We start from the raw sequence: 22,693 nt of genomic DNA on the forward strand, positions 1-22,693 counted from the left end.
CCGCATGAGCGACTCCCTTGATCTCAGCCTGGATGGCGTAGAACGCCGGTCACTGGCTGACTTCACCGAAAATGCCTACCTCAACTACTCCATGTACGTGATCATGGACCGTGCTCTGCCGCATATCGGCGACGGCCTGAAACCGGTACAGCGGCGTATCGTCTACGCCATGAGCGAGCTGGGGCTGGATGCCGACTCCAAGCACAAGAAATCCGCGCGTACCGTGGGTGACGTACTGGGCAAGTTCCACCCCCACGGCGACTCAGCCTGCTACGAGGCCATGGTGCTGATGGCCCAGCCGTTCAGCTACCGCTACACGCTGGTGGACGGCCAGGGCAACTGGGGTGCACCGGACGATCCCAAGTCCTTCGCCGCCATGCGTTATACCGAGGCGCGCCTGTCGCGCTACTCCGAAGTGCTGCTCAGCGAGCTCGGGCAGGGCACCGCCGACTGGGGGCCGAACTTCGATGGCACGCTGCAGGAGCCGCTGGTATTGCCGGCCCGCTTGCCGAACATCCTGCTCAACGGCACCACCGGTATCGCCGTGGGCATGGCCACCGACGTGCCGCCCCACAACCTGCGGGAAGTGGCGTCCGCTTGCGTGCGCCTGCTGGACGAGCCCAAGGCCACGGTGGAGCAGCTCTGTGAGCATATCCAGGGCCCGGATTACCCCACCGAAGCGGAAATCATCACCCCCCGCGCCGACCTGCTGAAGATCTATGAGACCGGCCGTGGCTCGGTGCGCATGCGCGCCGTGTACCGCGTCGAAGATGGCGACATCATCGTCACCGCGTTGCCGCATCAGGTCTCCGGGGCCAAGGTGCTGGAGCAGATCGCCGCGCAGATGCAGGCCAAGAAGCTGCCAATGGTGGCTGACCTGCGGGACGAGTCGGACCACGAGAACCCGTGCCGCATCGTGATCATCCCGCGCTCCAACCGGGTCGATCCCGAGGAGCTGATGCAGCACCTGTTCGCCACTACCGAGCTGGAGTCCACTTACCGGGTCAACGTCAACATCATCGGCCTGGACGGCAAGCCGCAGTTGAAGAACCTGCGAGCCCTGCTGGTGGAATGGCTGGAGTTCCGGGTCGCCACCGTGCGCCGGCGCCTGCAGTTCCGCCTGGACAAGGTCGAGCGTCGCCTGCACCTGTTGGACGGCTTGCTGATCGCCTACCTCAACCTGGATGAAGTGATCCACATCATCCGTACCGAGGAGCACCCGCGGGCCAAGCTGATCGAGCGTTTTGCCCTCAGCGAGATCCAGGCCGACTACATCCTCGACACCCGCCTGCGGCAGTTGGCGCGGTTGGAAGAAATGAAGTTGCGGGCCGAGCAGGATGAGCTGCTCAAGGAGCAGGCCAAGCTGCAGGCCCTGCTCAACAGCGAAGCCAAGCTGAAGAAGCTGGTGCGCACCGAATTGCTGCAAGACGCTGAAACTTATGGCGACGATCGCCGTTCGCCGATCGTTGCCCGGGCGGAAGCCAAGGCGCTGTCGGAAAACGAGCTGATGCCGACTGAACCGGTGACCATCGTTCTGTCGGAAAAAGGCTGGGTCCGCTGTGCCAAGGGGCATGATATTGACGCCACTGGTTTGTCCTACAAGGCCGGTGACGGTTACAAGACCGCGGCTGCCGGGCGCTCCAACCAGTTTGCGGTGTTCATCGACTCCACCGGTCGCAGTTATTCGGTGGCAGCCCACACCTTGCCGTCGGCCCGTGGCCAGGGCGAGCCGTTGACCGGCCGCCTGACGCCGCCGCCGGGGGCAACGTTCGAGTGCGTGCTGCTGCCCGATGACGATGCGCTGTATGTGATTGCCTCCGACGCCGGCTACGGTTTCGTGGTCAAGGGCGAGGACCTGCAAGCCAAGAACAAGGCGGGCAAGGCACTGTTGAGCCTGCCGAACAACGCCAAGGTCCTGGCACCACGGCCGGTGGCCGATCGTGAGCAGAACTGGCTGGCCTCGGTGACCACCGAAGGTCGCCTGCTGGTGTTCAAGATCAGCGACCTGCCGCAGCTGGGCAAGGGCAAGGGCAACAAGATCATCGGCATTCCCGGTGAGCGAGTGGCCAGCCGCGAAGAGTACGTGACCGACATCGCGGTGCTGCCCGATGGCGCGACCCTGGTCCTGCAGGCCGGCAAGCGCACCCTGTCGCTGAAGGCTGACGACCTTGAGCACTACAAGGGCGAGCGTGGGCGCCGTGGCAACAAATTGCCTCGCGGTTTCCAGCGGGTCGATGCCTTATTGGTAGAGACTCTCAATTAAGGGCGGGCTAGAGCGCTCGATCTGCGATTTAAGCGCTGGATCGACGCTAGAACACTGGAGTCATGGCGCATATTCACGGATGATATGCGCTTTCAAACGCCAGCGTGGCTGGGCGTTATTCAGGTTTTTTTGAGTATTTACACTGTGGCTAGCCTTGTGGCCGCCACCTGGATGGGATGATGACTGCTCTGCGCCTTCCTTTTGTTTTCTTGCTCGCTGGCGTTCTTGGCCTGGCGGGTTGCAGCGTACACCAGCCGGTGTCGCTGTATCAGCTGGACAGCGGAAGTCCAGCCCAGCCGGCCAGCGCCGGCATGTCGGTATTGCTGGGCCCGGTGCTGATCGCCGATTACCTGCAACGTGAAACCCTTCTGCAACGCCAGGATGATGGCAGCCTGCAAGCCTCGACCGACGGTCGTTGGGCCGGCAGCCTGTCTTCGGACATCGACCAGTTGCTGCTGCGCCAGGTGGCTGGCCACCTGGACAGCCAGCGTGTGGTGTTGGCCCCGGCCACCAGCGGCTTCACCCCGGATGTACAGGTGTTGCTGTCGATCACCCGCCTGGATTCGGGCAAGTCGCAGCCGGCGGTGCTGGATGCGCAATGGCGCCTGATCGACCGTCGTGGCCAGGTGCGGGACAACCGCATCGTTCACCTGCAGGAGCAGCACGCAGGCACCACGGCCTCCCAGGTCCAGGCTCAAGGCGTGTTGTTGCAGCGTCTGGCCGAGCAATTGTCGGGCGCCCTCAAGCCCCTGGCCAACCAGCCAGCAGTGGCCGAAGTGCCACGCAAGGCGCCACCGGCGCCGGTGGCCAAGCCGACAGAGCAGGAGAAGCAGCCGAAGATTCCGATGGCCACGCCGATCCGCACGGACATGGAAGTGTTCAGGTTCTGAGGTGATTGGCTGCAAGACCAGGCCCGCCCATTGGCGGGCCTTGTCGTTTCTGCAGTGAGCGTGTCTGGTCGATTGCCTTCGCCGGCAAGCCGGCTGCTACCCAGTTCGCCAGGGCTATTGTCGGAGCTGGCGTGCCAGCGAAGGGCGCCACACCGCCCGCCCGCCAGGCACAAAAAAGCCCGCACTGGGCGGGCGTTTTCTTGCACGGCTTCAGCCTTACAGCTTGGCCCGTGTCTCATGCATGCGTGCCAGTTGCCGTTCAAGCATCGACGGATAGGGCTCCATCAGGCGCTCGACACAGCAAGCGCCTTCCGGACTGGCGATCGGGCGGATACGCGCCCGCTGACGAATCAGCGGGTCGTCGTTGATCTTGCGCTCCACCAGCAGCAGGTTGCGGCTGTGCTGGGACAGGGCCAGGGCGTCCTGGGCGGTCTCGGTCAGCAGCAGGTCGATCTGGCTCAGGCCGAACAGCTCGTCACCCAGGGTCAGGCCCAACTGCAGTTGCAGGGTGATGCCGCTGTCCGCCACTTCGATCTGCAGGGCGTGGCCCAGGGCGCGCAGCAGCTCGCCGCAGCAGATGGCGTTGGTCAGGTAGTCGTCGCCGCTGTCTTCGCTGTGGAACAGCATCAAGGTGCTACCGTCGTTCAGGGTGTGCAGTTCGCTCTGGTACAGCGACGCAGCCTGGTCGAGGCAGTCGCGATAGCGCTCCAGCAATTCCATCAGGCGCGCGCGGGGCAGGCGGCGCAGTTGTTCCTGGGCGCCCAGTTGCACGGCCAGCACGGCACTGTGCTGAGGTTGTGTCGGAGCCTGAGGCTGTAGCGGCGGCTGGGGTTTGGCGGCAGGAGCCGACGAGTGATCGCGCAGGTCGGCGAAAGGGTCTTCTTCGTCCTGTTCATCTTCTTCGGCGTTGACCTGATGCCGCGGCGCAGGCTTGAGGCCGGCGATCGGGGCGCTTTCGTCAAAGCTTGGGTCGCGCAGGTTGCGCACTTCGAAGGCCGGTTCGTCTTCCTCGGCATCCTCATAGGCGTCGTGGTCTGCTTCCGGCTGGGGTTCGGGCTCGGGTTTCTCGGGTACCAGGCGTGCGTGCAGCTGACGCGCCAGGTCGCCGATTTCGTCCTGGCGCTGGATCGCCGGGGTGTGCTCGTCCAGGTCCCGCAGCCAGACCCGCAGTTGCAGCAGCGGGGTGGAGATGTGCCGCCCCAGGCGCAGGCTCAGGGCCAATGCCAGGGCCAGCAGGATGGCGCTAAGGATGCCCATGCTCTGCAGGCTGATGGTCATCGGTTGCTGGAACTGGGCCATGTCCAGGCTGATCCGCAGGTTGCCGGCGGTCACGTCCTGGAAGGTGATCTTGGTCTGGTAAACGCCCTCGGTTTCACCCAGCAGGCTGCTTTTCGGGCGCTGGCCGGCCTCGGCGAGGATGCGGTTGTCGACGCTGTAGATCGCCGCGTGGGCCACCAGCGGGTTCTTGGTCAGGTTGTTGAGCAGGACATTGAGGCTGAGGATGTCGTTGGACACCAGCAGCTCGGTGGCCGAGGTGGCGGTCTGGGTGGTCAGGCTCTGACCCAGGGCGTCGGCTTGTTCGTGCATGGCTTGCTTGAACTGCAGGCCCATCACGCCGGCATAGATCACCAGGGCCAGGGCGACCAGGATCACGTTATGGCTGGCAATGCGCAATGCAATCGGCACACGGCGGTGGCGCAGTGCACGGAAGATCAGCAGGAAGAAGTTATCGGTTTTAACTGGCGTGGGCCGGTTCACTGAGCTCGGCTCTTTTGTCCGTGAAGTTGACGCGCAGTATAGCGACAGGCCCTAGACCGGCAAAGCGCTGGCTGTGCCCGATGGTCACCGAAAGTGGGTAGAATGCGCTTTTTTTCCACCTGCGGGGGTGCGCCTTGCGTGAAATTGTCCTGATAAACATCACCGGCGAAGATCGTCCCGGTCTGACTGCGGCCATTACCGGCGTTCTGGCCCAGGGTGGTGTGAACATTCTCGACATCGGTCAGGCGGTGATCCACGACACCCTGTCGTTCGGCATCCTGGTTGAAATCCCGAGCAACGAGCAGAGCTCGTCGGTGCTCAAGGACATTCTGTTCACCGCCTACAAGCTCGACCAGCAGGTGCGCTTCACTCCGGTTTCCGAGGCGGACTACCAGCAGTGGGTCGACGGGCAGGGCAAGAAGCGCCATATCGTCACCCTGCTGACCCGCAAGGTCACCGCCGAGCAGTTGCAGCGGGTGAGTTCGATCACCGCCCAGTATGGGTTGAACATCGACCATATCGATCGCCTGTCCGGGCGCATGCCCCTGGACATGCCGGCCGATCAGGGCAAGGGCTGCATCGAGTTCTCGGTGCGGGGCGAAGCCGCCGATCCTCAAGCCCTCCGGGCCGAGTTCCTCAGTGTGGCCCAGGAACTGAACGTCGATATCGCCTTCCAGGAAGACTCGCTGTTCCGCCGCAACCGGCGCCTGGCGGTGTTCGACATGGACTCGACACTGATCGAGGCGGAGGTCATCGACGAGTTGGCCAAGGCGGCGGGAGTGGGCGACCGGGTGGCGGAAATCACCGAGCGGGCCATGGCAGGCGAGCTGGATTTTCGTGCCAGCTTCAAGGAGCGCCTGGCGCTGCTCAAGGGCCTGGACGTCAAGGTGCTGGACTCCATCGGCGCCTCGCTGCGCCTGACCGAGGGGGCTGAAACCCTGTTCGCCGAACTCAAGCGCCTGGGTTACAAAACCGCGATCCTCTCCGGCGGCTTCACCTACTTCGCCAAGCAATTGCAAGCCAAGCTGGGCATCGACTACGTGTTCGCCAACGAGCTGGAAGTGCTGGATGGCAAGGTGACCGGCGTAGCCGTGGAGCCGATTGTCGACGCCCAGCGCAAGGCCGACCTGCTGCGCGAACTGGCCCACAAGGAGGGCCTGCGCCTGGAGCAGACCATTGCCGTGGGCGATGGTGCCAACGACCTGCCGATGCTGGCCATTGCCGGTCTAGGGGTGGCGTTCCGCGCCAAGCCCCTGGTCAAGCAGTCGGCCAAGCAGGCGATCTCGACCCTGGGCCTGGATGGCGTGCTGTACCTGTTGGGGTTCCGCGATCGTGACGGGCAGCTCTGAGCCGCTCTCATCCCGGGTGGGGTGAAAACTGCCCCGATAAAAAAACGCCGCTGATTCGCGGCGTTTTTTTATTCGTTCTTCCTGCGTCAGGCCTTGGGCTCGCCCAGGCGCTGGCCCATCTGTACCGGCGAACCGGCTGCCAGTTCTTCGGCCCATTTCACCTGATCCGGACCAAACAGCACGATGGCGGTGGAGCCCAGCTTGAAGCGGCCCATCTCGGCGCCTTTCTCCAGGTGGATTGGCGCCCGTGCGGCTTCGTCGTAGCGCACGGTCTTGAGTTCGCGCTTGGGCGGCGTCACCAGGCCGGCCCAGACGGTTTCGATCGAGGCGACGATCATTGCGCCCACCAGCACCAGCGCCATTGGCCCGCGCTCGGTGTCGAAGATGCACACGACGCGCTCGTTGCGGGCGAACAGCTCGGGGACGTTTTCCGCGGTGGTCTGGTTGACCGAGAAGATCCGGCCGGGAACATAGACCATTTCCCGCAGGGTGCCGGCCAATGGCATGTGTACACGGTGATAGTCCTTGGGCGACAGGTAGATGGTGGCAAAGTCGCCGCCCATGAACGGCTGGGCCAGGGTCGGATCGCCGCCCAGCAGTTCCAGCACGCTGTAGCTGTGGCCCTTGGCTTGGAATACCCGGCCATGCTCGATCGGGCCCAGCTGGCTGACTGCGCCATCGGCGGGGCTGAGAACCGCGCCCGGGGTCGGGTCCAGTGGCCGTGCACCGTCTTTCAGGGCGCGAGTGAAGAAGGCGTTGAAGTGCTCATAGGCGGTCACGTCCTCCACTTGGGCCTCGGACATGTTCACCTGATACTGCTTGGCGAACCAGCTGGTGAAGGCATTCTTGAACCAGCGCACGCGGCACTCGGCAATGCAGCCGGCCAGGCGCGACAGCAGGTGGTGAGGCAGCAGGTACTGGCTGATGATGAACAGACGCTTTTTCATTGGGTGTCCTTAAAAAACTCAAATCTCTACGGGCGTATCGGGATGATTGCCCCATTCGCCCCAGGAACCGGCGTAGCCCTTGACCCGTGGGTAGCCCAGCGCCTTGGCCACCAGGTAGGTGAAGCCGGAGCGGTGGTGGGTCTGGCAGTGGGTGATCACTTCTTTGTCTTTGCTGATGCCCAGGTCCGCAAGGATCTGTGGCATGTCGCGGCGGATGCGCAAATGGCGCGCCTGATCCATCCCGGCGGTCCACTCGAAGTTCACCGCACCGGGGATGTGCCCGCCCTTGGCGGCCAGGACCTTCTCGCCGGAATACTCCAGCGGCCCGCGAGCGTCCCAGATCGCCAGGTCGGCGGCGCCGAGGCGGCTTTGCAGGTACTCGCGGGTGGCTGTGGGTTCGTCATGCAGGGTCAGTGGTACGGGGCCGCCTTTCGAGGCCGGAACCTCGGTGGCTAGCGGCAGGCCCTCTGCGAGCCAGGCAGGCAGGCCGCCGTCCAGATAGTGGTAGCGCTGATGACCGATGACGTCCAGCAACCAGATGAAGCGTCCGGCCCAGCCGCCGCCTTCGTCGTCATAGACCACGTAGACCGCGTCCGGGTTGTGCCCGAGCTCGCCGAACAGCGCCTCGAGGGCGGACTGCGGCGGCAGCAGGCCCGGGGCCGGGGCCTGGCCGAGCTGGGTGCGCTTGGGGTCGATGAAGCGTGCCCCGGGAATATGCCCGGCAGCGTAGCGGGCGGCGCTGGTCAGGTCGACCAGGATCAGTTCGCGGGCAGCGAGACGGGCGAGCAAGTCGCTCGGTTCGATGACCAGCGGCAAGCCAGAGAATTCAGACATGGCAGGTTCCCAGGGCGCAAAGGGAGGGATTGTAGCGCAAGCGTCATTGGCTGCGGTTGGTAAAGCTGTGCAAGGCTTTTTCAATGCACTGAGCGGTCTTGCCGAACGCCTGGACGCTGGTTTCCGAGAACGGCACTCCGCCTTGGTCGGCCACGGCCAGCATCAGGACCCGGCCGTTGCACGACAGGGAGCGCATCAGCAGGTGTTCGCCACGAAACAGCTGGCGCAGGACGCCTGGCAAATGGGCAGAGAACTGCCTGTGGTTGCTTGGGGTGATGCGAACCTGCGCGGACTTTTCCAGCAGGCGTTGCAGTAGCGTGCTCTGCTTGGCTTGCAGGGTCAGGCCGGCGGCCTCCTGGGGCAAGCCATGCAGCTGTTGCACCCGCAGGTGGTTCAGGCCGCGATCGACCATCAACAGCATGACTCGCTGCATGCCGCAGGCGGCCAGGGCGTCCCGGGCAAAGCCGGTGAGGTGCACGGCATTGGTAAAGGGGCTGGGGTCCAGCAGCAGCTCGCTGCAGAGCTTGCGCCATTTGCCCAGCTCTGCGGCGGTCGGGGCCGGCGCGGGTTGTTCGCCCGGGTGCAGGCGGCGCGCGTCCCAGGGCCAGAGCAGTGCCTGTGCCGGGTGCCAGAGATCGGGCTGGCTGTCGTTGCGGGCGCTGGTGGCGGCCTGTTGGTGCAGCTGTTGCTGGACCTCGGTCACCGGCATTTGCAGATACAGCCCGGTGAGGTTCTGCCAGCGGCGGCCGTGGGGGTTGTTCCAGGAGTGCTGCGCGGCCAGCGCCATGCCGTTGGCCAGCAGCACGCAATTGGCCGGCTGATTCAGCCAGCGCTGTAGATCCGGGTCGGCGTCCAGGCGCTGCTGTTGGCGCAGTGGATGATCGCCATCGCGGGCGATCAGCATGACCTTGGCCAACTGGTGTTGTTCACGGGTCAGCAGCCGGTAACCTTGTTGCACCCAGATCGGCAGGTGCCAGGCCTGTACCAGGGCCTGGCACAGCTCCATCAGCCGTACCCCGAACAACTGCATCTCGACGTGCCGTGCCGACTCGTGCTTATAGATGACCCGCAGTTCCCACTCTTCCAGGAGCTTTGGGTAGGTCAGGGCCATGGCCCATAGCGGCGACAGAAACAGCAAGCTGCCCCAGTGGATGTCCTGCCACAGGCGGGCCAGGCGCCCGGCGAAAAAGCCGTTGGCTTGCTGGGAAGCGTGCTGGCTGACCAATTGCAACTGCCGCAATGCCCGGGGGATTTGTGCCTCCGGCAGGGTCGGTAACTGCTCGAGCAACTCCTGGGTACGCGTGAGGCCCAGGCGATTGACCGCAATCTCCAGGTTTTCTGCCGGCTCGCTCATGCTGCCGTGGGAGTGGCGGTTGGCTTCGCGGATCACGCTCAGGGCCAGCGCTGGGCTGTTCTGCATCAGATCGGCGATGTCCCGCAGTGAGCTGCGGTTGTTGGCGATGGCTTTGCAGACGCGATCATGACTGACCTGCGGCACGGGCAGGCGCACGGCATTGAGGAGCTTTACCCAGGCGTCTAGAGAGGTGGGCGGGGAGGTTGGGACGCTGGTTTCATTGGACATGGTCGGGCGCAATCATCGTCTGCTGTGAACACGCCCAGAACGGGCCAAACTGGCTTTTCGCCTTAACTGGCTATAGTCTGGCGCAGTTTTGCCGATAAGTAGAAGAAGAGTTTTAAGAACTTCCGAATATGACCTTGAACCCGACTCAATAAGTACTCTCCTACCTATGGCTAAAATTATCGGCATCATCGTCGTATTCGCGAGCGTGCTCGGCGGATACGTGCTCTCTCACGGCAAGATCGCAGCGCTGATCCAGCCTTTCGAGGTTCTGATCATTGGCGGGGCTGCCTTGGGTGCATTCCTCCAGGCCAACCCCGGCTACATGACCATGCACGTGCTCAAGAAGTCCCTGGGCATGTTCAGTTCGCGCTTCACCCACACCTTCTACCTGGAAGTACTGGGCCTGATCTACGAGATCCTCAACAAGAGTCGCCGCGAAGGCATGATGGCCATCGAAGGGGACATCGAGGACGCCGCCGCCAGCCCGATTTTCGCCAAGTACCCTGCGGTGCTCAAAGACGAGCGCATGACGGCCTTCGTCTGTGACTACCTGCGCATCATGTCCTCCGGCAACATGGCCCCCCACGAGCTGGAAGGCCTGTTCGACATGGAACTGTTCAGCCTCAAGGAAGACCTTGAGCATCCTTCCCACGCGGTCAACGGGATCGCCGACGGCATGCCGGGTTTCGGTATCGTCGCGGCCGTACTGGGGATCGTGGTGACCATGGCGTCCCTGGGGGACGGCGACCAGAAGTCCATCGGCCTGCACGTAGGTGCGGCCCTGGTGGGTACCTTCTTCGGTATTCTCGCGGCCTATGGTTTCTTCGGCCCGCTGGCTCATTCCCTGGCCCACGACGCCAAGGAAGAGCTGAATGTCTACGAGGCCATCAAGGCGTCCCTGGTGGCTTCGGCCTCCGGCATGCCGCCTTCGCTGGCGGTGGAGTTCGGGCGCAAGGTTCTGTATCCAGCGCACCGTCCTAGCTTCGCCGAGCTGGAACAAGCGGTCCGCGGTCGCTAAGTCATGGAAAATAATCAGCCGATTATCATCAAGCGCGTCAAGCGCTTCGCTGGCGGACATCACGGAGGCGCCTGGAAAATCGCCTTCGCCGACTTCGCCACGGCGATGATGGCGTTCTTCCTGGTGCTGTGGCTGCTGTCCACGGCCACCCCGGAGCAGAAGATCGCCATCGCCGGTTACTTCAAGGACCCGATCGGCTTCTCGGAAAGCGGCACGCCCTACATCATTGACCTGGGTGGTTCCCCGGAACTGGCGCCGGACAACACCCTCAACCCCGAGATCAAGTCCCAGCCACAGCCGGACAAGGTCACGGTGGACGCCGATCAGGTGGAGGGCATGGCCGAGCAAGTGGAGCGCGAGCGCCTGGAACTGTTGCTGCAGGAGCTGCAGAACAAGGTCGAAGAGAACCCCCAGCTGCAGAAGTTCAAGGACCAGATTCTCTTCGAGATCACGCCGGACGGCCTGCGGATCCAGATCATCGACTCCGAGAACCGGCCGATGTTCGACTCCGGCAGCGCACGCCTGAAACCGTACTTCGAGGACATCCTGCTGGCCATGGCCGACACCATCAAGGCGGTGCCGAACAAGATCAGCATCAGCGGCCACACCGATGCCAAGCCTTACTCGGGCAGCGGTGATTTCGGCAACTGGGAGCTGTCTGCCAACCGTGCCAACGCTGCGCGTCGGGCTCTGGTGGCTGGGAGTTATCCGGATGCCCAGGTTGCTCGTGTCGTGGGGTATGCCTCCTCGTCGCTGTTTGATCGCCAGGACCCGTTCAACCCGATCAACCGCCGTATCGACATCGTGGTGCTGACCAAGAAGGCTCAACGCGCCATCGAGGGTGAAGGTGCTCCCGAGGCACCCGTACCGACCCAGGGTACGGGAGCGCCGGGCGAGGTTCCGGCGGATCCGAACGCCCTGCCGCCGGAGCAGGAGCCGTTGCCGGCCCACGAGCTGCGCGAGCGCTTGAATATCTTCGATGATCCGGCGCCGAAACCCGCCGAGCCGCCGAAGCCCTAACCGACAAAAAAGCCGACTGTGAGGTCGGCTTTTTTGTGGGCGCTGGCAGGCTCGGAAGAGCCTGACGGATCTGGGGCTTGAGGTGTTGTAGAGGTGCTTGGCATGGGCCGCTGTCGGCCCGGAGCGAAGGTCGAGGGTAACTCCGCGCAGGCGCGGAGTTACGGGCGGCGGCTCAGTAGCTGCTGTCAGGCAGGCTGGCGAGGATCGAGCGGTAGCTGTTCATCCGCTGTTGCTGGATGCGTCCGTCTTCCAGGGCCTTGAGCAGGGCGCAGCCTGGCTCGCGGTCGTGCTTGCAGTCACGGAAGCGACAGGTGCCCAGCAGGTCGTTGAACTCGATGAAACCAGCCTCGACATCGGCCCGGCTGACATGGCCCAGGCCGAACTCGCGGATACCGGGAGAGTCGATCAGCTCGCCGCCACCGGGGAAGTGGAACAGTCGCGCGGTGGTGGTGGTGTGGGTGCCCTGGCCGGAGAACTCCGACAACGGCCCGACCCGGGTTTCGACTTCCGGTAGCAGGCTGTTGACCAGGGAGGATTTGCCCACCCCCGACTGGCCGACGAACACGCTGATGCGCCCGTCCAGCTGGGCTTGCAGTTGTTCCATGCCGTCGCCGTGATGCGCCGAGACTTCCAGCAGCGGATAGCCCAGTTGGCGATAGACCGCCAGCAGCGCGTTGAGCGCCGGAGCGTTCTGCTCGTCGATCAGGTCGGCCTTGTTCAGCAACAGCAATGGACGGATGCCGGCGTGTTCAGCGGCCACCAGGTAGCGGTCGATGAGGTTGGCATGGGGCTCGGGCATGGGCGCGAACACGATCACGATCATGTCGACGTTGGCCGCCACCGGCTTGAGCTGGCCACGGCTGTCCGGGCGGCACAGCTCGGTAGTGCGCGGCAATTGCGCGACGATCACCCCGATGCCCTGGTTGCCGGCGCGCCAGACCACCTGATCACCGGTCACCAGGGCCGGCAGGTTGGCTCGCAGGTAGCAGCGGAATACCTGTCCGGCCAACTCGCCGTCGCGGGCCTCGACCTCGACCTGGACGCCGAAGTGGGCAATCACCAGGCCGGTCTGTTCCGGACCCAGGTCGCCACCTTCGAGCGCCTCGACGGCAGAGGACTCGCGTTTGGCGGCGCGGGCAGCGCGCTCACCTTGAATCTTTTCGATGCGCCAGTTTTGGCGACGGTTGAGCTGGCGTTTGGCCATTGGTGTTCCGTGTCGATAATTACGGCGGTTGGGTAAAACGGCGGCGAGTTTAGCACGCCGGGCAGGCCCTCTAGGCTAAACTGCGCAACTACGCCGAGGAGCCCACCCCATGCAAAACCCGCAGAACCTGATTTGGATCGACCTGGAAATGACCGGTCTGAACCCTGACACCGACGTCATCATCGAAATGGCGACCATTGTCACTGACAGCAATCTCAACACCTTGGCTGAAGGGCCGGTCATTGCCATCCACCAGAGCGACGAGATCCTCGCCGGCATGGATGAGTGGAACACCCGCCAGCACGGCGGTTCGGGCCTGACCCAACGGGTTCGAGACAGCCGCATCAGCATGGCCGAAGCCGAAGCCCAGACCATTGCCTTCCTCGAGCAGTGGGTGCCCAGGGGCAAGTCTCCGATCTGCGGCAACAGCATCTGCCAGGACCGGCGTTTCCTCTATCGCCATATGAAAGACCTGGAAAGCTACTTCCATTACCGCAACCTTGATGTGTCGACCCTCAAGGAGCTTGCCGCGCGCTGGGCGCCGGACGTGCGCGACAGTTTCAAGAAAGGTGGCACCCACCTGGCGCTGGACGACATCCGCGACTCGATCGCCGAGCTGCAGCACTACCGCAAGCACTTCATCAAGTATTGATGGCGGGCACAGGTTTGCTCGCAGGCGGGCGCGGTGGATCACTCGCGCCGCGTGACCGCCCTCTTTTGGTGCCTGCTTCAACTGAGTAGACTGCGCGCCTTCCCGTAAGGACCGCCATCATGCTGTTGATGCTTTATCTGATCGCCATTACCGCCGAAGCCATGACCGGCGCCCTGTCTGCCGGTCGTCGAGGCATGGACTGGTTCGGCGTGGTGCTGATTGCCTGCGTCACCGCGCTGGGCGGCGGCTCGGTCCGTGATGTGCTGCTCGGGCACTACCCGCTGACGTGGGTCAAGCATCCGGAGTACTTGGTGCTGACCTCGGTGGCTGCACTGGTGACGATCTTTATCGCGCCGCTGATGCGCCACTTGCGCTCGCTGTTCCTGGTGCTCGACGCCGTGGGTCTGGTGGCCTTTACCCTGATCGGCTGCATGACCGCACTGGAAATGGGTCATGGCATGCTGGTGGCTGCGGTCAGTGGGGTGATCACCGGGGTCTTTGGCGGCATCCTCCGGGATATCTTCTGCAACGACATTCCGTTGATCTTTCGCCGCGAGCTGTATGCCAGCGTGTCCTTCGCCGCGGCCTGGTGCTACATGCTGTGCATCTACCTGCAGTTGCCCAGCGAGCAGTCGATCCTGGTCACCCTGTTCGGTGGTTTCCTATTGCGCCTGTTGGCGATCCGCTTTCACTGGGAAATGCCCAAGTTCGTCTATAACGACGAGCATTGACGGTTGGCGTGCTGGTTCAGCGCCCATTGCACGTGCTCGCGCACCAGTTCCGAGGGGTAGTCCTGGCGGGCCTTGAGGGCCTCCAGCACCGGAATGCTCGACGGCGCGTTGCCCAGGCCCACCGCGAGGTTGCGCAGCCAGCGCTCGTAGCCGGCGCGACGTAGGGGCGAGCCCTCGGTGCTGCTGAGGAACCGGTCCTCGTCCCACATGAACAGTTCGGCCAGTTCGGCATTGTCCAGGTTGTGCCGCGGCTTGAAGTCACCTTCGCCCGAGGTTCGGGCGAAGCGGTTCCAGGGGCAGACGATCTGGCAGTCGTCACAACCGAATACCCGGTTGCCGATCAGTGGGCGCAGGTCTTCGGGGATGGCGTTTTTCAGCTCGATGGTCAGATAGGAGATGCAGCGTCGTGCATCCAGCACGTAGGGGCCGACGAAGGCATTGGTCGGACAGATGTCCAGGCAGGCGGTGCAGCGCCCGCAATGCTCGGTGGTGTGTGGGGCGTCCACCGGCAGCGGCAGGTCGACGAACAGTTCGCTGAGGAAGAAGTAGCTGCCGGCCTTGCGGTTGAGCACCAGGGTGTTCTTGCCGATCCAGCCCAGGCCGGCCTGCTCGGCAATGGCTTTCTCCAGCACTGGAGCGCTGTCGACGAAGGCGCGATAGCCAAAGGGGCCGATGGCTTGCTGGATGCGCTCGGCCAGTTGCTGGACGCGTTTGCGGATCAGCTTGTGGTAGTCGCGGCCCAGGGCGTAACGCGAGACATAGGCCTTGGAAGGCTCGGCGAGGCGCTTTGCCATTTCAGTATCGCCGGGCAGGTAGTCCATGCGCAGCGAAACCACTCGCAAGGTGCCGGGCACCAGTTGCTCGGGATGGGAGCGCTTGCTGCCGTGGGCGCCCATGTATTCCATCTCGCCGTGGTAGCCGGCGGCGAGCCAGCGCTCCAGGTGCTGCTCATGCTCGGCCAGGTCCAGGCCGCTGATGCCGACTTGTTGAAAGCCCAGTTCACGGCCCCAGTCCTTGATCGATTGGGCGAGAGCGGGGAGATCCTGGGTAATAGCGGGCATGAGGCGAGAGAAACCGGGGCTGAGGTGCGTATAATTCTGCCAGACATCGGAGCCCGAAGACGCATGCCGCAGACAAAACACCCATTACCTGACGTTCAGTTGCTGACAGCTGGCCATTTGCCGTGTCTGAGTGCGCGTTCTCCGGATGCCCACAAAGGACAGTTCGGCCACCTGCTGCTGATAGGTGGCGACCGTGGTTTTGCCGGCGCCGCTCTGCTGGCCGCAGAAAGTGCCTTGCGCAGCGGCGCAGGGCTGGTGTCCCTGGCTACCCGCAACGAACACGTGGCGGCGGCCGGCGCACGCTTGCCAGAAGTCATGACCCAGGGCACCGATTCGGCCAATCAGCTGATGGGCTTGCTGGCGCGGGCCACGGTGGTGGTGGTCGGTCCCGGGCTGGGCCAGGGGGCCTGGGGCCGCAGCCTGCTGTCGGCGGCGGCCAATGCGTCATTGCCCCAGGTCTGGGATGCCGATGCCTTGAATCTGTTGGCCGGGGGCGAGGTGCAACTGCCGGCCGCCAGTGTGATCACGCCCCACCCGGGGGAGGCGGCGCGCCTGCTGGGGCTGTCCATCGGCGAAGTGCAAGGCGATCGCCCCGCGGCGGCGTTGGCGCTGAGCCGCAAGTTTGCGGCTGTGGCCGTGCTCAAGGGCGCCGGCAGTCTGATCGCCAGCCCGGACGGACGCCTGGCCCGTTGTGATGCCGGGCATCCGGCAATGGCCACGGCAGGGTTGGGGGATGTGCTTGCCGGGTTGATCGGTGCGCTGCTGGCCCAGGGGCTGCCGGCATTCGATGCCGCCTGCCTGGCGGTCTGGCTGCATGCCAGTGCCGGTGAGCAGCAAGGGAAATTGGGCCGTGGGCTGGCGGCCAGTGATCTGATACCAGCCATTCGTCAGTTGTTGGAGGAGCAATCACCGTGTCTGAGTTAACCCTTTATCTGGCCGATGAACAGGCCATGGTGGAATTTGGAACGCGCATTGCTCGGGTGACCCAAGGGGTAGGGGTGATATTTCTCGAGGGCGACCTGGGGGCGGGGAAAACCACCCTGTCCCGGGGAATCATCCGTGGGCTGGGGCATGTAGGGGCGGTCAAGAGCCCGACCTTTACCCTGGTGGAGCCTTACGAGATAGGTTCGGTGCGGGCCTTTCACTTTGATCTCTATCGTCTGGTAGACCCAGAGGAGCTGGAGTTCCTGGGGATTCGCGACTACTTCGAGGGTGATGCTCTGTGTCTTCTGGAGTGGCCTCAGCGTGGTGCAGGCTTTTTGCCAAAGCCCGACCTGACCATTACCATAACCCCGCATAACAATGGGCGTTCTGTACATCTGTTGTCTCAAGGCTCGCGCGGCGAGTCCTGGTGTGCCGCTTTGGCGTTGGAATTCAAATAATTGATGGGGTTAGGTATGCGCATTCGCGCGTTGGTTGCTGTCGTAGGACTGTTGCTTACGGCATTGGCCGTCGATGCTGTGGCCGCTACACAGGTTCGCAGCGTCCGCCTGTGGCGGGCACCGGATAACACGCGGCTGGTGTTCGACCTGTCCGGCCCGGTTCAGCACAGCGTCTTCACCCTGACGGCCCCCGATCGCCTGGTGATCGACATCAACGGCGCGACTCTGGGCGGTCCGCTGAATGTCGCCACGGCCAACACGCCGATTACCGCCATGCGCTCGGCGCAGCGGACCCCGAGTGACCTGCGGGTGGTCATCGACCTGAAAAAAGCGGTCACGCCGAAGAGCTTTACCCTGGCCCCCAATGCCCAGTACGGCAACCGCCTGGTGGTCGACCTGTTCGATAACCCGGCCGATGCCGCGCCGCCGGTCGCTCCACCCCCTTCCGTGGCGACCGTGCCGGCAGTCCCTGTCACACCGACCGCACCGGCGATCAAGCTGCCTCCGGCTCCTGCGGGCAAGCGCGACATCATTGTGGTGATCGACGCCGGTCACGGTGGCGAAGACCCGGGTGCCTCCGGTTCTCGCGGCCAGCATGAAAAAGATGTGGTGCTGGCCATTGCCCGGGAGCTGCAACGCCAGGTCAATGGCCTCAAGGGCTTCCGGGCCGAACTGACCCGTACCGGCGACTACTTCATTCCATTGCGCGGCCGTACCGAGATCGCCCGCAAGAAAGGCGCCGACCTCTTCGTTTCCATTCACGCCGATGCCGCGCCTTCCACCGCCGCTTTCGGGGCCTCGGTGTTTGCCTTGTCCGAGCGCGGAGCGACCTCCGAAACCGCCCGCTGGCTGGCGGACAGTGAAAACCGTTCCGACCTGATTGGCGGTGCCGGCAATGTCAGTCTCGATGACAAGGACCGGATGCTGGCCGGGGTGCTGCTGGACCTGTCGATGACTGCGTCCCTGACCTCCAGCCTGAATGTCGGGCAGAAGGTCCTGAACAACATCGGCCGGGTCACGCCGCTGCACAAGCAGCGGGTGGAGCAGGCCGGGTTCATGGTGCTCAAGTCCCCGGACATCCCATCGATCCTGGTGGAAACCGGCTTCATCTCCAACTCCAACGAAGCCTCGAAGCTGGCTACTGCCAGCCATCAACAGGCCCTGGCCCGCTCCATCAGCAGCGGTGTACGGCAGTTCTTCCAGCAGAATCCACCACCGGGTACCTACATCGCCTGGCTGCGGGATTCCGGGAAGATCGCCCAGGGGCCTCGCGACCACCGGGTCAGTCCGGGCGAAACCCTGGCCATGATCGCCGTGCGTTATCAGGTTTCGGCGGCGGCCTTGCGCAGCGCCAACAACCTGAAAAGCGATGAATTGAAAGTGGGGCAGGTCCTGACCGTCCCTGGTACAGAACTGGCGGCCAAGGAATGAGTGAGTCGCTAATCAGTGGCGCCCGCATCGAGCTGCTCAGCCCGCGCCTGGCCAACCAGATCGCTGCGGGCGAGGTGGTCGAACGCCCGGCTTCGGTGATCAAGGAGTTGCTGGAAAACAGCCTGGATTCCGGCGCCAAGCGTATCGATGTGGATGTCGAGCAGGCTGGGGTCAAGCTGCTGCGGGTCCGCGATGATGGCAGCGGCATTTCTTCCGATGACTTGCCCCTGGCCCTGGCGCGCCACGCCACCAGCAAGATCCGCGACCTGGAAGACCTTGAACGGGTGATGAGCCTGGGGTTCCGCGGCGAGGCCCTGGCCTCCATCAGTTCGGTGGCGCGTCTGACCCTGACTTCTCGTACCCGGGAGGCCGAGCAGGCCTGGCAGGTGGAGACCGAGGGCCGGGACATGGCGCCGCGGGTTCAGCCAGCGGCGCACCCGGTGGGCACCTCGGTGGAAGTGCGCGATCTGTTTTTCAACACCCCGGCCCGACGCAAGTTCCTCAAGGCCGAGAAGACCGAGTTCGATCATCTGCAGGAAGTGATCAAGCGCCTGGCACTGGCCCGTTTCGACGTGGCGTTCCATTTGCGTCACAACGGCAAGAGCATCCTCAGCTTGCACGAGGCCAAGGACGATGCGGCCCGGGCCCGGCGCGTGGCGGCGATCTGTGGCTCGGGTTTCCTGGAGCAGGCGTTGCCCATCGAAGTCGAGCGCAATGGCCTGCACCTGTGGGGTTGGGTAGGTTTGCCGACCTTCTCCCGCAGCCAGGCAGACTTGCAGTACTTCTACGTCAATGGCCGGGCCGTGCGTGACAAGCTGGTGGCGCATGCGGTGCGCCAGGCTTACCGCGATGTGTTGTTCAACGGCCGGCACCCGACCTTCGTGCTGTTTTTCGAGGTCGACCCGTCGGTGGTCGACGTCAACGTGCACCCGACCAAGCACGAAGTGCGCTTTCGTGATGGACGCATGGTGCATGACTTCCTGTATGGCACCTTGCACCGTGCCTTGGGCGATGTGCGTCCCGAAGACCAGTTGGCAGCGCCGGCGGCGGTTGCCGGCATCGTGCGGCCAACCGGTATCGAGGCCGGAGAGTTCGGGCCTCAGGGCGAGATGCGCCTGGCCGCCAACCTGGCCCTGGAGCAGCCGCAGTCTCAGCCAGGCTTCAGCGCGCCGGGCAGTGGCGCCGGCAGTGGCTATCAATACCAGTACACGCCCCGCCCCCAGCCGGTGCTGCCGGCAGCGGAGGCCCAGGGCGCCTATCGCGAGTTCTTTGCACCGCTGCCTGGCGCCGCCACTGCTGCCCTGCCAGAGGGGCAGGAGGACATTCCCCCCTTGGGTTACGCCCTGGCTCAGCTCAAGGGGATCTACATCCTCGCGGAGAACGCCCATGGCCTGGTGCTGGTGGACATGCACGCGGCCCATGAACGGATCATGTACGAGCGCCTGAAAGTGGCGATGGCCAGCGAAGGCCTGAGTGGCCAGCCACTGCTGGTGCCGGAGTCGATTGCGGTCAGCCAGCGCGAAGCCGATTGTGCGGAAGAACACGCCAGCTGGTTCCAGCGTCTGGGCTTCGAGCTGCAGCGCCTGGGCCCAGAGTCCCTGGCGATCCGGCAGATTCCGGCGCTGTTGAAGCAGGCCGAGGCCAATCGACTGGTGCATGACGTGCTCGCGGACCTGATGGAGTACGGCACCAGCGACCGGATCCAGGCTCACCTCAACGAGTTGCTGGGAACCATGGCCTGCCACGGTGCGATCCGTGCCAATCGGCGCCTGGCCTTGCCGGAAATGAACGGCTTGCTGCGGGACATGGAAAACACCGAGCGCAGCGGCCAATGCAACCACGGTCGACCGACCTGGACCCAGATGGGCCTGGACGATCTGGACAAACTCTTTCTGCGCGGCCGTTGATGACTCAGCTTCCTCCAGCGATTTTCCTCATGGGCCCGACCGCTGCGGGCAAGACCGATCTGGCCATCGAGCTGACCAAGGTACTGCCTTGCGAGTTGATCAGTGTCGACTCGGCGTTGGTTTACCGGGGGATGGACATTGGTACCGCCAAGCCTTCCAGGGAGCTCCTGGCAGAATTTCCCCATCGCCTGATCGACATCCTCGACCCGGCTGAAAGCTACTCGGCGGCGGACTTTCGTCACGATGCCCTGGCGGCGATGGCCGATATCACCGCCAGGGGCAAGATCCCGCTGCTGGTGGGCGGCACCATGCTGTATTACAAGGCGTTGCTCGAAGGCCTGGCGGACATGCCCGCAGCGGACCCTCAGGTGCGCGCCGAGCTCGAAGAAGAGGCGGCACGCCTGGGCTGGCAAGCGCTCCATGAACAACTGGCGGCGGTGGATCCCGAGTCCGCGGCAAGGATCCACCCCAATGATCCCCAGCGCTTGAGCCGGGCCCTGGAAGTCTATCGGGTCAGTGGCCTGACGATGACCGCACATCGTCAGCGTCAATTGGCGCAAAGTGCTGAAGCAGGCGCATCGGGACGCAGTCAATTGCCCTATACTGTCGCCAATCTGGCCATCGCTCCGGCGAATCGCCAGGTGCTTCACCAGCGTATTGCACAAAGATTCACACAAATGTTGGAACAGGGATTCATTGACGAGGTCGTAGCTCTGCGTTCCAGAAGTGACCTGCATGCCGGGTTGCCGTCTATACGTGCAGTGGGTTATCGCCAAGTCTGGGATCATCTGGATGGCAAGCTGACGTCAGCCGAAATGCAGGAACGGGGCATTATTGCCACGCGCCAGTTGGCGAAACGACAGTTCACCTGGTTACGCAGTTGGGCTGACCTGCAATGGTTGGACAGCCTCGATTGCGACAATCTGCCACGCGCCTTGAAATACTTAGGGACGATCTCCATATTGAGCTGAGTCCCTGCAATTGCCGTCTATCCTTGGGGGTGTGACGGCTTTGGCCATCTGTTTTCTGATTTTTTATTATTGATCCTTAAAGGAGTGCGGCACATGTCAAAAGGGCATTCGCTACAAGACCCTTACTTGAATACATTGCGTAAAGAGAAGGTTGGGGTTTCCATCTATCTGGTCAACGGGATCAAGCTGCAAGGTACGATCGAGTCTTTCGACCAGTTCGTCATCCTGCTGAAAAACACCGTCAGCCAGATGGTTTACAAGCACGCTATCTCGACAGTGGTTCCAGTTCGCCCAATTCGCCTGCCTAGCGCATCCGAATCCGAACAGGGTGACGCTGAGCCAGGTAACGCCTGATAGGAGTCTCCTTTGTTCTTTGAGCGCCACGGTGGTGGTGAACGGGCCATTCTCGTTCACTTGGATGGTCAGGACCCTGAGGCGCGCGAAGATCCGCAGGAGTTTCAGGAGCTGGCATTATCGGCCGGCGCCGAGACCGTCGCGTTTGTTAGCGTGCCGCGTCATCGGCCAACCGCCAAATACCTGGTTGGCAGCGGCAAGGTCGAGGAATTACGCGACCTGGTCAAAGCCGAACAGGTAGACCTGGTGATTTTCAATCACATCCTCACGCCCAGTCAGGAGCGCAACCTCGAACGAGTCTTCGAGTGTCGCGTGATTGATCGCACGGGTCTGATCCTCGATATCTTCGCCCAACGCGCACGCACCCATGAAGGCAAGCTCCAGGTCGAACTGGCCCAGCTTGAGCACATGAGTACGCGACTGGTTCGTGGCTGGACTCACCTTGAGCGGCAGAAGGGCGGTATCGGTCTGCGCGGCCCGGGTGAAACCCAGCTGGAAACCGACCGGCGCCTGTTGCGCGTCCGTCTGCGGCAGATCAAGGCGCGCCTGGAAAAGGTTCGCAGCCAGCGTGAGCAGTCCCGTCGAGGGCGCAAGCGCGCCGACATTCCGACCGTATCGCTGGTGGGATACACCAACGCCGGCAAGTCGACCTTGTTCAATGCGGTGACCGAATCCGACGTCTACGCTGCCGACCAGTTGTTCGCCACGCTCGATCCGACTTTGCGCCGGCTTGATCTGGATGACCTGGGGCCGATTGTGCTGGCAGATACCGTGGGTTTTATCCGGCACTTGCCGCATAAGCTGGTGGAGGCATTTCGCGCGACCCTCGAAGAGTCGAGCAACTCCGACCTGCTGCTCCATGTGATCGACTCCCATGAGCCTGAGCGCATGGCCCAGATCGAGCAGGTGATGGTGGTGTTGGGGGAGATCGGGGCTCAAGACTTGCCGATCCTGGAGGTCTATAACAAACTCGATTTGCTCGAGGGCGTGGAGCCGCAGATCCAGCGCGATCCAGACGGCAAGCCGCAACGGGTCTGGTTGTCGGCTCGTGACGGTCAGGGGTTGGATCTGCTCAAGCAGGCCATCGCCGAGCTGCTGGGGGAAGATTTGTTCGTGGGCACCTTGCGCTTGCCTCAGCGTTTTGCTCGACTGCGAGCACAGTTTTTCCAGTTGAACGCTGTGCAGAAAGAAGAGCACGACGACGAAGGCGTCAGTTTGCTGGCCGTTCGCCTGCCACGCGCCGAGTTGAATCGGCTGGTCAGTCGCGAAGGTCTGCAGCCGTCGGAATTCATCGAGCAACACACTTTGCAATAAAAGCCTGGGTAAGCGGTTGTGCCGC

Annotated in this window: 20 protein-coding genes; 14 read left to right on the top strand and 6 right to left on the bottom strand. The window is 63.3% G+C overall.

Features of this window, described 5'->3' with window-relative positions:
* Positions 1-4: 4 nt before the first annotated feature.
* Complete coding sequence (gene parC, locus U873_RS0122845; protein WP_025130451.1) at positions 5-2,263, top strand: DNA topoisomerase IV subunit A; 2,259 nt, start codon at positions 5-7, stop codon at positions 2,261-2,263.
* 179 nt (positions 2,264-2,442) lie between these two features.
* Positions 2,443-3,153 (top strand): membrane integrity-associated transporter subunit PqiC, encoded by a 711-nt coding sequence (locus U873_RS0122850; protein ID WP_025130452.1) that lies wholly within the window; start codon positions 2,443-2,445, stop codon positions 3,151-3,153.
* Between the two features lie 216 nt (positions 3,154-3,369).
* Here the strand turns inward: U873_RS0122850 and U873_RS0122855 are convergent, their stop codons facing one another.
* Positions 3,370-4,911, bottom strand: a complete 1,542-nt coding sequence (locus U873_RS0122855) for an AhpA/YtjB family protein (protein ID WP_025130453.1) — start codon at positions 4,909-4,911, stop codon at positions 3,370-3,372.
* A 134-nt stretch (positions 4,912-5,045) separates the two neighbouring features.
* Between U873_RS0122855 and serB the strand changes: the two genes are divergently transcribed.
* On the top strand, positions 5,046-6,260 hold the full coding sequence (serB, locus tag U873_RS0122860) for a phosphoserine phosphatase SerB (RefSeq protein WP_025130454.1): 1,215 nt from the start codon (positions 5,046-5,048) through the stop codon (positions 6,258-6,260).
* An 86-nt stretch (positions 6,261-6,346) separates the two neighbouring features.
* On the opposite strand, the gene asd is transcribed toward serB, so the two are convergent.
* Genes asd through U873_RS0122875 form a run of 3 tightly spaced genes read right to left on the bottom strand, consistent with a single transcriptional unit; the run spans position 6,347 to position 9,623 of the window.
* Complete coding sequence (gene asd, locus U873_RS0122865; RefSeq protein WP_025130455.1) at positions 6,347-7,207, bottom strand: archaetidylserine decarboxylase; 861 nt, start codon at positions 7,205-7,207, stop codon at positions 6,347-6,349.
* Positions 7,208-7,225: 18 nt separating this feature from the next.
* The gene (gene rhdA, locus U873_RS0122870; protein ID WP_025130456.1) at positions 7,226-8,041 is read right to left on the bottom strand and encodes a thiosulfate sulfurtransferase; all 816 of its coding nucleotides are present in this window, start codon (positions 8,039-8,041) and stop codon (positions 7,226-7,228) included.
* A gap of 43 nt (positions 8,042-8,084) precedes the next feature.
* Positions 8,085-9,623 (bottom strand): HDOD domain-containing protein, encoded by a 1,539-nt coding sequence (locus tag U873_RS0122875; RefSeq protein WP_025130457.1) that lies wholly within the window; start codon positions 9,621-9,623, stop codon positions 8,085-8,087.
* Between the two features lie 166 nt (positions 9,624-9,789).
* On the opposite strand from U873_RS0122875, the gene motA reads away from it, so the two are divergent.
* Positions 9,790-10,641 carry a flagellar motor stator protein MotA gene (gene motA / locus U873_RS0122880; protein WP_025130458.1) on the top strand — a complete coding sequence of 284 codons (852 nt, stop codon included), beginning with the start codon at positions 9,790-9,792 and terminating at the stop codon, positions 10,639-10,641.
* A gap of 3 nt (positions 10,642-10,644) precedes the next feature.
* The gene (motB, locus tag U873_RS0122885; RefSeq protein WP_025130459.1) at positions 10,645-11,661 is read left to right on the top strand and encodes a flagellar motor protein MotB; all 1,017 of its coding nucleotides are present in this window, start codon (positions 10,645-10,647) and stop codon (positions 11,659-11,661) included.
* 172 nt (positions 11,662-11,833) lie between these two features.
* Here motB and rsgA read toward each other — a convergent pair whose 3' ends face one another.
* A complete protein-coding gene (gene rsgA, locus U873_RS0122890) occupies positions 11,834-12,865 on the bottom strand; it encodes a small ribosomal subunit biogenesis GTPase RsgA (protein WP_025130460.1) in 1,032 nt (343 codons plus the stop codon).
* Positions 12,866-12,974: 109 nt separating this feature from the next.
* Between rsgA and orn the strand changes: the two genes are divergently transcribed.
* Both orn and U873_RS0122900 read left to right on the top strand, forming a co-directional pair.
* A complete protein-coding gene (orn, locus tag U873_RS0122895; protein WP_025130461.1) occupies positions 12,975-13,517 on the top strand; it encodes an oligoribonuclease in 543 nt (180 codons plus the stop codon).
* Between the two features lie 116 nt (positions 13,518-13,633).
* The gene (locus U873_RS0122900; protein ID WP_177330307.1) at positions 13,634-14,248 is read left to right on the top strand and encodes a trimeric intracellular cation channel family protein; all 615 of its coding nucleotides are present in this window, start codon (positions 13,634-13,636) and stop codon (positions 14,246-14,248) included.
* Here U873_RS0122900 and queG read toward each other — a convergent pair.
* Positions 14,230-15,309 (bottom strand): tRNA epoxyqueuosine(34) reductase QueG, encoded by a 1,080-nt coding sequence (queG, locus tag U873_RS0122905; protein WP_025130463.1) that lies wholly within the window; start codon positions 15,307-15,309, stop codon positions 14,230-14,232. The genes U873_RS0122900 and queG overlap by 19 nt on opposite strands.
* 63 nt (positions 15,310-15,372) lie before the next feature.
* Here queG and U873_RS0122910 point away from each other — a divergent pair, with 63 nt between their 5' ends.
* The 7 genes from U873_RS0122910 to hflX all read left to right on the top strand — a co-directional run bounded on the left by U873_RS0122910 (position 15,373) and on the right by hflX (position 22,668).
* On the top strand, positions 15,373-16,233 hold the full coding sequence (locus U873_RS0122910; protein ID WP_025130464.1) for an NAD(P)H-hydrate dehydratase: 861 nt from the start codon (positions 15,373-15,375) through the stop codon (positions 16,231-16,233).
* On the top strand, positions 16,221-16,691 hold the full coding sequence (gene tsaE, locus U873_RS0122915; protein ID WP_025130465.1) for a tRNA (adenosine(37)-N6)-threonylcarbamoyltransferase complex ATPase subunit type 1 TsaE: 471 nt from the start codon (positions 16,221-16,223) through the stop codon (positions 16,689-16,691). The genes U873_RS0122910 and tsaE overlap by 13 nt, the downstream gene beginning before the upstream one ends.
* A 3-nt stretch (positions 16,692-16,694) precedes the next feature.
* Positions 16,695-18,122, top strand: a complete 1,428-nt coding sequence (locus U873_RS0122920) for an N-acetylmuramoyl-L-alanine amidase (protein WP_218188939.1) — start codon at positions 16,695-16,697, stop codon at positions 18,120-18,122.
* Positions 18,119-20,029, top strand: coding sequence for a DNA mismatch repair endonuclease MutL (mutL, locus tag U873_RS0122925; protein ID WP_025130467.1), 1,911 nt, complete (start codon positions 18,119-18,121; stop codon positions 20,027-20,029). Before U873_RS0122920 ends, mutL begins: the two co-directional genes overlap by 4 nt.
* Positions 20,029-21,000, top strand: coding sequence for a tRNA (adenosine(37)-N6)-dimethylallyltransferase MiaA (gene miaA, locus U873_RS0122930; protein ID WP_025130468.1), 972 nt, complete (start codon positions 20,029-20,031; stop codon positions 20,998-21,000). Before mutL ends, miaA begins: the two co-directional genes overlap by 1 nt.
* A gap of 93 nt (positions 21,001-21,093) precedes the next feature.
* On the top strand, positions 21,094-21,354 hold the full coding sequence (gene hfq, locus U873_RS0122935; protein WP_007921378.1) for an RNA chaperone Hfq: 261 nt from the start codon (positions 21,094-21,096) through the stop codon (positions 21,352-21,354).
* A gap of 12 nt (positions 21,355-21,366) precedes the next feature.
* On the top strand, positions 21,367-22,668 hold the full coding sequence (hflX, locus tag U873_RS0122940) for a ribosome rescue GTPase HflX (RefSeq protein WP_025130469.1): 1,302 nt from the start codon (positions 21,367-21,369) through the stop codon (positions 22,666-22,668).
* The last annotated feature ends 25 nt before the right edge of the window (positions 22,669-22,693 follow it).

Origin of the sequence: Pseudomonas sp. PH1b (assembly GCF_000633395.1) — a bacterium.
GTDB lineage: Bacteria > Pseudomonadota > Gammaproteobacteria > Pseudomonadales > Pseudomonadaceae > Aquipseudomonas.

Coding starts and splice junctions, on each gene's coding strand:
- parC (WP_025130451.1), top strand. CDS start 5: ATGAGCGACTCCCTTGATCTCAGCCTGGATGGCGTAGAACGCCGGTCA.
- U873_RS0122850 (WP_025130452.1), top strand. CDS start 2,443: ATGACTGCTCTGCGCCTTCCTTTTGTTTTCTTGCTCGCTGGCGTTCTT.
- asd (WP_025130455.1), bottom strand. CDS start 7,207: ATGAAAAAGCGTCTGTTCATCATCAGCCAGTACCTGCTGCCTCACCAC.
- rhdA (WP_025130456.1), bottom strand. CDS start 8,041: ATGTCTGAATTCTCTGGCTTGCCGCTGGTCATCGAACCGAGCGACTTG.
- U873_RS0122875 (WP_025130457.1), bottom strand. CDS start 9,623: ATGTCCAATGAAACCAGCGTCCCAACCTCCCCGCCCACCTCTCTAGAC.
- motA (WP_025130458.1), top strand. CDS start 9,790: ATGGCTAAAATTATCGGCATCATCGTCGTATTCGCGAGCGTGCTCGGC.
- motB (WP_025130459.1), top strand. CDS start 10,645: ATGGAAAATAATCAGCCGATTATCATCAAGCGCGTCAAGCGCTTCGCT.
- rsgA (WP_025130460.1), bottom strand. CDS start 12,865: ATGGCCAAACGCCAGCTCAACCGTCGCCAAAACTGGCGCATCGAAAAG.
- orn (WP_025130461.1), top strand. CDS start 12,975: ATGCAAAACCCGCAGAACCTGATTTGGATCGACCTGGAAATGACCGGT.
- queG (WP_025130463.1), bottom strand. CDS start 15,309: ATGCCCGCTATTACCCAGGATCTCCCCGCTCTCGCCCAATCGATCAAG.
- U873_RS0122910 (WP_025130464.1), top strand. CDS start 15,373: ATGCCGCAGACAAAACACCCATTACCTGACGTTCAGTTGCTGACAGCT.
- U873_RS0122920 (WP_218188939.1), top strand. CDS start 16,695: ATGGGGTTAGGTATGCGCATTCGCGCGTTGGTTGCTGTCGTAGGACTG.
- mutL (WP_025130467.1), top strand. CDS start 18,119: ATGAGTGAGTCGCTAATCAGTGGCGCCCGCATCGAGCTGCTCAGCCCG.
- miaA (WP_025130468.1), top strand. CDS start 20,029: ATGACTCAGCTTCCTCCAGCGATTTTCCTCATGGGCCCGACCGCTGCG.
- hfq (WP_007921378.1), top strand. CDS start 21,094: ATGTCAAAAGGGCATTCGCTACAAGACCCTTACTTGAATACATTGCGT.